An 11,350-nucleotide genomic window follows, 5' to 3' on the forward strand; every position below is an offset into this window, starting at 1 on the left:
TCTACTCCAACGCTATCTATTTTTTTCTAATACAATGCAGATATTACAGCACCATAATCCCCAATTTTTTCGCCCAACTTAGAAGGCACGACCTTACATTTTGCTATTGCCATAGGAAGCGCTTCTCTTTTGAGATGTTCCCACATGCTGTCATCAATAAACTTATGACATCTAGCATAAACGCCGCCTGCAACAATTACTTGAGGATTAATAATGTCAACCAATATTGCAAGTCCCTTTCCAAAATACTCGCCGCTTATTCTAAATATCATTTTTGCGTCTTCATCGCCTTCTTCTGCAAGTTGTGCAAGTTTTTGAGTTGTAATTTCATTTAATTCTTTCTCGTCTTTTGCGTATGATACACCTTTTCCGCTTGCAATCTGTTGTTTACCTATTTCGATTGCTAGATTGCGAATACCTGCTCCAGAACAAAAGCCTTCCATAGATCCATATTTTCCGTATGCATATGGCCCTGTTTCGCTCATTCTGATATGTCCAACTTCACCCGCTGTTCCTGTTGTTCCATTATATATGTTTCCATTTAACAGCAGCCCTGCGCCAAGTCCTGTTCCGAAAGTTAAGAAAATCATATTATGACAGCCTACTCCAGCACCAAAACGCCATTCTGCAAGACAACAAGCGTTTGCGTCATTTTTAAGTTTGGGCTTTATCTTTAAAGAAATCTTATCTTGAATAAAATCGCATATCGGAAAGTTTTCCCAGCCACGAAGATTAGGCGGATTTATTATCAATCCTGAATCCTCATCTAAAGGTCCGCCGCAGCTAATGCCAGTTTTTAAAGTATTTACATCAATCTGCTCTTTTTCTATCCATATCATTGCTTCAGATATCAAACTTTGTAAAGTTGTTTGAGGTTCAGGCAATGTTTTTACTTCTTTTCTATACAAAAAGCTGATATCTTCTTTATCAAATTCAGCCAAAACGCATGCGCATTTGGTTCCGCCAATATCAAATCCCAATACTTTCATATAACACCCTTAACCAAATATTTCATTTTCCAATACAAGACATATAGCATGATAAAGCTTAATATGTTCTTCTTGTATAAGGTGAGTTTCATCTGATTTGACAATCAGAGACACTTCGGCAATATCTTTGCATATTCCGCCGTCTTTACCTGAAAGCAAAATCGTATGGGCTTTTTTGGCACATGCTACGTAAAAACCGTTATATATATTTTTTGAATTTCCGCTGGTTGTTAGACCTACAACCACGTCTCCTTCATCTGCATAAGCCATTATCTGTTGACTAAAAATGTAATCTCCGCCAATATCATTGTCAATGGCAGTGATTATTCCTGTTTGAGAAACTAATGAAAATGCCTTTATACCGTATTGAAGTTTATCTGCTAATTCAATCTGGTTATTATCTGCCAAATACTGATAAACGTCAGAATCCTTTATAGTACGCTTATTATAAAAAGATTTTACAAATTCGCCTACTATATGTTCGCAATCACATGCGCTTCCTCCATTACCCATGAATAACAGTTTTTTTCCATTATTGATTGCTTCTAGCATTATTTCAATAATTTTCTCCAATCCGCCCTTAACATAGTTAAGGGCAGGATTCTTCATCATTAGTTCATCAATTATCGCCCTAGATCCAGCTTTCATTTTTCATCCTATGTAAATAGTAAAATCATTTTATTGTTTATATAATAGCACTATTTATTTATATTGTCAATTAGTAAAAACAATTTACTTATTGTTTTTTTAAATTTAATTTACTTTTTTTGTTTGCGATTTTATTTTTTTTGAGATATCATGATAAAAGAGTTTTACTATTAGACAAAATGAATGATTTTATGATAAAAATTATATTTATATGCAATTTAGTAAAGGAATAAAAAATGGCGATACTTGGTAAAAATTCAAAAGATCTAAAAGAATTAAATAAAAAATTGATTTTAAAACTCATTTGTCTTAACAATCAATTATCTAGAATTCAATTATCCAAGATGACATCGTTATCAAAAATGACAATAACCAATATCACCTCTGAGTTGATAAACGATGAGTGGATTGAAGAATCAGCATCCCAACCAAGCACAACATCTGGTCCAAAACCTGTAAATCTTATAATCTCAGAAAAAGCTCCAAAGTTATTAGGCTTGGCATTCAGACGTAAACGAATTGGTGTTGTTGTTACTTCATTGGATTTTAAGATACTTCACCAGAAATATGTAGGATATACTGACGAAGATTCTGTTCAAGATATTCTTAACATCTGTTATTCTTTGATTGACGAAGCAATAGAAAAATACACTATAATAGGCATAGGAGTTACAAGTCCTGGTCCTGTTGATAGCCAGTCGGGCACAATACTTAATCCTCCTAATATGGGTCAAATCAATAATATTGAAATAGTCAAAATTCTTGAAAACCGTTATGGACTTAAAGTGCATCTTAATAAAGATACCCAAGGTTCTGCTATAGCCGAAAAATTTTGGGGAAACGGTAAAGACATCAATGAATTTATTTATTATTCATACGCTTCAGGTATAGGTGCTAGTATAATTTCAGGTGGAATTCTATATCAGCCGCACGATTCATATGCGGGCGAAGTAGGACATATGTCGCTTAGTTTTAATGGTCCAAAATGCAAATGCGGCAACAACGGCTGTCTTGAAGTCTTTTGCTCTGCATCAAAATTGACTCAAGAAATAAACGAACGTCTTAACACAAATTATTCTTTTTTGGATTGTATGAACGCTTATGAAAATCCAAAAACTTATGATATTTTTGAAACTCAAATAAATTTTATGGCTATATCAATGATTAGTCTTATTAATGCGTTTAACCCTTCTTGCATAATTATTGGTGATCGCGGCTCAGAATTACCGCAACCCCTTATAGATAAGTTAACTAAAAAAATCAATGACACTATATTTGCTAAACAGCATAAATATATACCTGTTATAAAATCTCGCTTTGGACGAGACAGCGCTTTATACGGCTCTGCCGCTATAGTAGCTGATAGTATTTTTAAAACTGAATAATCAAACAGTTTATACTTTTGATTCTGAAAATAAGTTTTTTAATGATAGCTCAAAAATATGTTCTTACCAAAAGGTTAGAACATATTTTCCGGCGTTGATTTATTTTTTAGATGTAAAAACAAAATTTATTTCCATATTAATATATTTTTGAATTAACTTATATTGCGGGGCCAGTTCAGGTCCGCAAGAGTTTGATCCTATACCGCTCATCATGTAATCAATACATAAAATCGGATTCTTTTGAGGATTTAATTCATAAAAATGTTTTGCTTGTTCTAGCTCCTGCTGTGAATAATAGCTTAAATTAAATGAAAAAGTCTTATCACAAATAATTGATACTGCATCTTGCTCGCTAAGAATATTAATATAGTCAGTATCATAATGCGCACCGTTTTCTTGAGGCTTATGATAATTAACAAACATATCCTTAATCTCAGTGTTATACAAAGTTTTATAAGTATGATTATGTTTATCAATATAGCTATCAAGTCCATATCCAAAATAGCTGCATTTATCAAAGTCTTGAGATAATTGCATTTTTAGTCCAAATCTAGGCAAGTATTCAATATCCTTATCTATAACAGCCTTCAGTTTGGCTGTGATGTTGCCGTTTCCGTCAATTTGCCACATTATCTCTCCTGCCATAATGGGCGCAACACTATCAGCGACTATAAAAAGATCGCTGTTTATAATTAAACAATCTTTTTGCTCTATTTGAGTCTTATAAGATTGGCTGTATGCCCTATCAAGCTTTTTATTTTTTAGTTTCCATAAAACATTTCTATCATTGTCTATCGGTGCACGCCAAATATTATATTGAATATCGTTAATAAGCGTCCTGCCATCTCTTGTTATATTACTAAAGACAGCTTGAGTCTTATCATACACATATAAAAAGTCTTTGCCCTTAATTATTATTTCTTTTGGTGTTTGATCAAAATGTAGTTTATCATTGACATACTCAATGATTTTTGGACTAAACTTGCCTAGTGCAAATTGTCTGTGTCCTAGGTTAAAATCTTTTTTATAAAATTCCAACAAAAGATATGTATTGTCTATTTCAAAAAATCTATCCAAATCCAAACTACAGTCAGAAACTTGTTGCGGTGCTAAATTATCTATATTTATCTTACCCTTTGACAGCACCTTGCCTGAATTATCAAAAACTTGATAATTTATTACAAAATCTTTATCAATTACCGTAAAGTCATATCTGTTAATTATCTTTATTTTTTTGTTTTCTAATTGAACGTCTATAGGGCATATAACATTTTTTAATTCTTTCAAATTAGTGCTTGGTTCTCTTTTATAATTAACCAATCCATCCAAGCAAAAGTTACCGTCATTTTGAATATCGCCCCAATCACCGCCATATCCAGGCTTATCATAATCCATATTAATAGGAAAGCTGTGATCATTCCATTCCCAAACCAAACCGCCTATCAGCCTTTTTTGCGAATAAAACAAATCAAAATAATCTTTTAAGTCTCCGCATGAATTTCCCATTGAATGGGAAAATTCACAAAGCATTAAAGGTCTTGTTTCGTTTGGATCTAATAGATATTCCTTTATATTTTCTATTGACGGATACATTTTGCTCATCATCTTTAAAGGTTTAAACCCATTAGAATCTTTTCCTTTGGCTATATAAAGTCCTTCATAATGAACGACTCTAGAACTATCAAATCCTTCAACCCAATTAGCTGCATCCACCATATTAGAGCCCCAGCCCGATTCGTTACCTAATGACCACATAATTACACAAGAACGGTTAAAGTCCCTGTAAACTAATCTTTGCACTCTATCCAAAATTTGCTTATTCCAAACAGGATCATCTGCTATAAGATCAAAATAATTAGTATCATAAGAGCCTTTGGAACAAACAACGCCGTGAGTTTCCAAATCAGCTTCATCAATTACATAAAATCCCATTTTGTCGCATAGATAAAGCATTTGGGGCGTCGGGGGATAATGTGAAGTTCTTATAGCATTGATATTATGATTCTTCATCATATCCAAGTCTTTTATTATATATTCTATGGGAGCATAATAGCCAGTATCGTAATAGCTGTCATGACGGTTAACACCTTTTATCTTAACAGGAGTTTGATTTATTTTAAAAACACCGTCAGCAATCTCAATATGTCTAAATCCTATGTAATCGCAAATTTTTTCATCTTTTGTGATAAACTCAATATCATAAAGCTCAGGCTGTTCAGCATTCCATAACTTAATGTTGCATAAAGAAAAATTAATTTCAGAGTTTTCAAACTCTTTAGAAAAAATCAATTGCTTTTTATAATAAATATTAATGATTTTTTCAAAATCTGCGGTTTGTTCAAATTTTATGTTTAAGTCGGCTTTATTATTTTCAAAATCAATATTATATTTAATAAAATATGATTTAATATGTTGTTTAGGTCGTTTTAAAATATAAACATCTCTAAAAATACCGCTTAGACGAATTTTATCTTGATCTTCGAGATAACTTCCTGTACACCATTTTGGTACAACGGCGCAAATAGTGTTTTCGCCGGTTTTTAGATGTTTTGAAATGTTCCATTCTTTTGTACTGTGAGAAACTTGATCATAGCCAACAAATTCATCATTTACAAGCAAATATATTGCGCTATCAACACCTTCAAAATTAATAAAATAATCAAAATTACTTTCTTTTTCTATGTTAATTAATTTTTTATATGCTCCAAAATAATTTTTCAACGATACATAAGGAGGGTTGTAAGGAAAAGGATATAAAACATTAGTATATTGAACAAAGTCATAAGAATAATACTGCCAATTAGAAGGTACACTTATCTTGTCTTTAAGGTTTTCAAAATCTATTTCTTCAAAGCAATCAAAAAATCCAAAAAACCATTCGCCGTTAAGCAGCATAACCGATTGCGAATCTTTTTCAATAGAAAATGGACTGTTTACAGGTCTCGGTATATAATAATTTCTTTTAGGCTCTGTTGCTACCGCATAAGTGTTAATGTCAAGATGGTACTTTTGTATATTCACCATTTTAACTCTCCTTATCTTTTGTATATTGCTAAAACCGTTTTTAGAGTGTTCTATAATAACAATCATATCATATTAAGAATTTTACATCAAAATTTAAAATATCAAAATTCGGCTTTTTTAGTCCTGTTTTATTATCAAATATGGCTTTTTTTTCGGCTTAAGCTAAATTCGTATAATATTACATTACCTTAAACCTAAATTCTCATTGTCGCCAAAAATAATTATTCCCTATCAGATATCTGATAGGGAATCAAAATCAATTTAAATTATTTTTTATCTAATTCTTTATTCTTTATGAATAGCTAAATCAACGATCATTGCCATAGCTATATAATTCACTTCATTCTTTTTATCAATAATTTCACAGCAATAAGAATCAAAAACATGAACTATTTTTTTGCTTACTTGAGCTAAAATTTCTTCTGGTCTGTATATATCAAAATTTGAAGCTACATAATTGCCTTCTATTCTAACATTTTTCAAATCATCTAATTGAGAAACTAAATAGAAGTGTTTTTTCTTAAAGCCGAAATTGGATTTTATTGAAAATAATAATTCATTTTTTGTATCAAATACATCATATCTAAATAGCTTTTTATGTATTTTTAATAGCTCATTTTGGTTAACATCATAAATAGATACTTGGGATAGTCCTAGATTCTGAGCCTTGACAAAATAGCATCGTGCTCCTTCTTCGTTATGAATATAAAATCCTTCTTTCCATATCGTTTTTGACTTTTGCTTAACAAGATACTTCATATGACCTTTCCTCTTTAAGTTTGATAAATGTCTATAAAAAGTAACGATTTGATAAATCAATCATTTTATTTAGACAAAAATCACACCATGTATATTACCATATACATAATGATAGTAAATTTTTAATAATATGTAAAATCATTTTTTGCTTTTTTTACTTTTTATTTTTATCTAGCCTTTTGATATACACAGTCAATGACAATAGCAAGAGCAAGATAATTAACTGCATTAGCTTCATCAGCTATTGTCACGCAGTATGTATCTGCAATTTTCAAAACTTTTTTAGATACTCTAGCTAATATATCCTGACCCCTGTTTATATCAAACTCCCATGCAAAAATATTACCCTTTACTTTGAGCCCATTAAATTCGGGGTTTTTTGATTTGATTTTCATCTTTTTGCTGAAAACTGCAATCTTTCTTTTGACCTTAAAAAGCAGTTTGCCATCAGGAGTGCAAACATCAAATCTAGGCAATATTCTGAAGTATCTTTTTTTGATTTTAATCAAAGGTTGATTATCCATATCATATATGGTTAATCTAAACAGTATGTTAGCATCAGACTTGACCAAAAAACAATCAACATCTTGATCATCTTTAATATAAAAACTGCTTCTCCATAAATTAAAAAGTCTTTGTTTTACTACGTAATTTTTCATTATATCCCCTTTTCGTTTTAATTAGCATTAGCTTTATATATTATTGATAGTACTAAAATAACAATATTTATCACAACTAATATGCAGTTAAAAACTATAATAGGCACTTTGCTTGTCGTTTTTTTAGATAGACTAACGATTAAAATAGATAGTAAGCTAAGAGCTGCAGCAATTCCCGAAAGATAAGGTATATACTTATATAATGAAAAAATAAAAACAGTTATACCTTCACCCTTATTAAATAATGCCCTAAAATTATCATCCACCAATACTGTAAAAAGCGTTAAAAACATGATAAGAAATAATGCTAAATAACAAAAAATTACAAAAGCTGATGAAAAAACGATAAAAGAACTAAATAATGTGGCGATAGTTGCCAATACCGTTAAAAATACAGCAAATTTATTTTTTCTTCTCTTGGGAATTATATTCATATTATCTTTCATAATACAAGTATAGCAATTTTGTATTACAAAAGTCAATATGAAACTATTTTTTTATAAATTTATTTTTCTAATCTAAAACAACACCCTTATCAATGATATCTCGAACTTCAAGCCGCCAGTGTGCAGGGGGTGTAAAAGGAACAAAAGAATTATCAACAAATGCGGCTATAGTAGGACCTGCTCCGCTCAAAAACACGCCAAGCGCATTTGAATTTTTAAACTGTTGAGTGATTTCATCAAAATCTTTTATCAAATGACGTCTATATGGAGTATGAATTTTGTCATCCAATATGTATCTTAGTTTTTCAAAATCTCCTGTTGACAAAGCTGCAAATGTAGCAACCGCACGTGAAAGAGAATAAACGAGGTCTGCCCGCGAATACATATCAGGCAACACCGCGCGAGCTTTGGTTGTAGAAAGCTCAAAGTCTGCAATTAATAATGCAACTTTTAGATTTTTTTCGGGCAAACATCTAAAAGTATGCACTTTGCCGGCACCGTTTATCACGCTTACCGTTATTCCACCCATAATAGCAGGGACTACATTGTCAGGATGTCCGTCAAAAGCTGTACAAAGGTCAACAACATCTTCTTGCGTCAAAGGATTGCCCAACAAAGCATTGGCAGCTGTTACGCCAGCTACAATACATGCAGCCGAACTGCCCAATCCGCTTGTTTTGGGTATGTTGTTGATCTGTTTTAAATAAGCACCCTTAAACTCATGTCCCAGATGTTCATAGGTTTTTTTCATAGTGCTTGCAACAAGATTGTTTAGGTCTTTGGGCAAATCATCATCTGTTTCAATAACAAGTTTTTCGCAGGGTTCAACTATAAGCTCATTATAAATATCCAAAGCCAAGCCCATACAGTCAAAACCCGCGCCCAAGTTTGCACTTGTTGCCGGCACTTTTATCCTTACCATTTTATTTCCTTTATCTCTAGCTTATTTATATCGTTTTGATAACTTGTATCAGTGATATACGGTTCAAGATGTCCTATCTTATGAGTAGCGGCTGTTATCGCATATTTTAATATTTCTTGTATATCCAATCCGTCTTTTATACACTTTAGGGATGCCGCAACCATTGTATCTCCAGCACCCGTTGTATTTACAATATTGTCTTTATTCATATGCGCACTGTACGCCTTTTTTCCGTCAGTTATAAGCGCACCTTCGCCGCCCATAGATAAAAGTATATATTTTATTTTGTATTCGTCAATTAATCTTTTGCATTCTTTGACCGCTTCTACCTCATTTTCATAATGCTTGCCAGTTAGAGCGTTAAATTCAAATATATTTGGCTTTATCATCAAAGGACTAGCTTTTATACCTTCTTTCAAAGCATCGCGACTGGAATCAAAAATACATTTATGACCGCCTGCTATTTCTATAAGGTGTTTATAAAAATTATTGGATGCTCCTGCAGGCAAAGAACCGCTTATTACTACATAATCTGCAAGTTTAGCAAGCGGTTCAAACTCTTTTATAAAGTCTTCTTCCAGCTTGCTGTCAACAGGCTCGCATTGTCCTCCATATTCGGTAATATTGCCGTATTTATCAATCACTTTTTTATTTATTCTAGCCTTTCCTTTCATCATAACATAATGTCCAAGGACATTGTGTTGCTTCAAATAAGACTCAAAAATCAATTTTGATTCCTCAGGCATAAACATCAGGCATTGAGGATTTAAGCCTATATTGCTAAGGCTAATAGCGACATTAACACCCTTACCTGCTGGTAGGATAAGGGTGTTATCAGTCCGAATATATTCGTCTATACAAACATTAGCACAAACTGTAAGTATCATTATGGTCCTTTAAAATTTTACATAATAAAAATCTTTATTCATATTATATGACATTTTTACAAAAAGTCATAGATATAAAATATTCTTGTTAAACATCATTACTCTTCTTCAGCCGTTCTCTTGTAAGGAGATGCCGCAATTATACTAGGGATAAGGTTTGCAGGCACTTCTTCATAGCGTTCAAATTGGCACACAAAGCTTCCTCTCCCTTGCGTCATACTTCTTAAATCTGTGGCATACTTAAACATTTCAGCCAAAGGCACTTCGGCAGAAATAATCTGTTTGCCTTCAGACAAAGTCATTCCTAAGATTCTGCCTCTCCTTCTGTTTATATCGCCCATTATATCTCCAAGATAGCTTTCGGGAACAGTTATCTTATAGCCGTAGATCGGTTCCAATATTGTGGGAGACGCTTCTGCCAAGCCTTTTTTGAATGCCAAAGACGCTGCGATCTTAAATGCCATTTCGGAAGAATCAACTTCGTGATAGCTTCCGTCCTGAAGCGTACATTTTAGATTAACTACAGGATAACCAGCCAAAACACCTCTATTGATGCATTCTAACAATCCTTTTTCTACCGCGGGAATATATTGCTTAGGTACGCTTCCACCTACCACTGTTTCTGTGAACAAGAAGTTACCTTCGTAATATGGTTCAAACATAATCTTACAATGTCCGTATTGTCCATGACCGCCTGATTGTTTCTTGTGCTTGCCTTCTGCAACGGCTGACTTTTTGATAGTTTCACGATAAGGAACTCTAGGATCAGTTAGTTTTGCTTCTACCCCAAACTTGTTTTTGAGTTTTTTTGCCATTACATCTATCTGGGTTTCGCCAAGACCGCTAATCAGCGTCTCTGCTGTTTCGGAGTTTCTAGAAACTTTGACCGTTACATCTTCTTCTATAAGTTTGGTAAGTCCGCCAAAAACTTTTTCTTCTTCGCCCTGTTTTGAACTAGTTATCGCCATAGTAAATACGGGCTCTGGAAATTCGATAGGCGCTAAGATTATTTTAGCACCGTCTGTTAAAGTGTCGCCTGTACGTGTAAACTGGAACTTTGCAAAAGCGCCCAAATCACCTGCGCACAATGCTTCAACAGGTTCTTGCTTTTTTCCTTTCATTGTATATATAGCTGATATTTTTTCTGGTTTGTCAGTGGTAGCATTATAAATATTAGATGTTGTTTTCAATGTTCCGCAAACTACTCTAAATAGAGTCAGTTTTCCCACAAACGGGTCTGAAATAGTTTTGTATACCTGAATAACAAGTCCTTCATTGGATTGTGCTGTAAGCTCCAAATCTTTGCCGTCTTTTTTTGCGGCAAATTTTTTGGATAAAGGACTGGGCATAAGCCTTACTATTTGATTTAAAAGATTGATAATGCCCTTGTTATGATACGCGCTGCCTGCCAAAACAGGTATCGAATCACCAGCTGCTAGCCCTTTGTTAAGACCCAAAATAATTTCTTCTCTTGTAATCTCGTCGCCGTCAAAATATTTGGTCATAAGGTCGTCATCATTGGATGCTGCGACTTCCTTTAAATTTTCTTTTAGCGTATCAAAATCATTTTTCAGGTGTTCAGGCAAAGGAATTTCTTTTCTTCCGTTTGGCCCAAAATCATAAGCTTTGCC

The 11,350-nt window shown here is 33.0% G+C and carries 10 protein-coding genes; 1 reads left to right on the forward strand and 9 read right to left on the reverse strand.

Going from position 1 to position 11,350, the window contains the following annotated elements; translation table 11 throughout:
- Positions 1-26 precede the first annotated feature (26 nt).
- On the reverse strand, positions 27-989 hold the full coding sequence (locus tag VIL26_04860) for an ROK family protein (GenBank protein HEY8390263.1): 963 nt from the start codon (positions 987-989) through the stop codon (positions 27-29).
- Between the two features lie 9 nt (positions 990-998).
- Positions 999-1,637, reverse strand: coding sequence for an SIS domain-containing protein (locus VIL26_04865; GenBank protein HEY8390264.1), 639 nt, complete (start codon positions 1,635-1,637; stop codon positions 999-1,001).
- Between the two features lie 236 nt (positions 1,638-1,873).
- On the opposite strand from VIL26_04865, the gene VIL26_04870 reads away from it, so the two are divergent.
- Positions 1,874-3,022 carry an ROK family protein gene (locus VIL26_04870; protein ID HEY8390265.1) on the forward strand — a complete coding sequence of 383 codons (1,149 nt, stop codon included), beginning with the start codon at positions 1,874-1,876 and terminating at the stop codon, positions 3,020-3,022.
- 99 nt (positions 3,023-3,121) lie between these two features.
- Here VIL26_04870 and VIL26_04875 read toward each other — a convergent pair whose 3' ends face one another.
- The 7 genes from VIL26_04875 to VIL26_04905 all read right to left on the reverse strand — a co-directional run.
- A complete protein-coding gene (locus VIL26_04875; GenBank protein ID HEY8390266.1) occupies positions 3,122-6,046 on the reverse strand; it encodes a glycoside hydrolase family 2 TIM barrel-domain containing protein in 2,925 nt (974 codons plus the stop codon).
- Between the two features lie 285 nt (positions 6,047-6,331).
- The gene (locus VIL26_04880; protein HEY8390267.1) at positions 6,332-6,805 is read right to left on the reverse strand and encodes an LURP-one-related family protein; all 474 of its coding nucleotides are present in this window, start codon (positions 6,803-6,805) and stop codon (positions 6,332-6,334) included.
- 167 nt (positions 6,806-6,972) lie between these two features.
- Positions 6,973-7,464 carry a hypothetical protein gene (locus VIL26_04885; GenBank protein HEY8390268.1) on the reverse strand — a complete coding sequence of 164 codons (492 nt, stop codon included), beginning with the start codon at positions 7,462-7,464 and terminating at the stop codon, positions 6,973-6,975.
- A gap of 17 nt (positions 7,465-7,481) precedes the next feature.
- Positions 7,482-7,910, reverse strand: a complete 429-nt coding sequence (locus VIL26_04890) for a hypothetical protein (GenBank protein HEY8390269.1) — start codon at positions 7,908-7,910, stop codon at positions 7,482-7,484.
- A gap of 67 nt (positions 7,911-7,977) precedes the next feature.
- The gene (thrB, locus tag VIL26_04895) at positions 7,978-8,832 is read right to left on the reverse strand and encodes a homoserine kinase (GenBank protein HEY8390270.1); all 855 of its coding nucleotides are present in this window, start codon (positions 8,830-8,832) and stop codon (positions 7,978-7,980) included.
- The gene (locus VIL26_04900) at positions 8,826-9,719 is read right to left on the reverse strand and encodes a PfkB family carbohydrate kinase (protein HEY8390271.1); all 894 of its coding nucleotides are present in this window, start codon (positions 9,717-9,719) and stop codon (positions 8,826-8,828) included. The genes thrB and VIL26_04900 overlap by 7 nt, the downstream gene beginning before the upstream one ends.
- A gap of 98 nt (positions 9,720-9,817) precedes the next feature.
- A partial coding sequence (locus tag VIL26_04905) for an elongation factor G (protein HEY8390272.1) occupies positions 9,818-11,350 on the reverse strand: 1,533 nt, incomplete at its 5' end.

Source organism: Clostridia bacterium, assembly GCA_036562685.1.
In the GTDB taxonomy this organism is placed as follows: domain Bacteria; phylum Bacillota; class Clostridia; order Christensenellales; family DUVY01; genus DUVY01.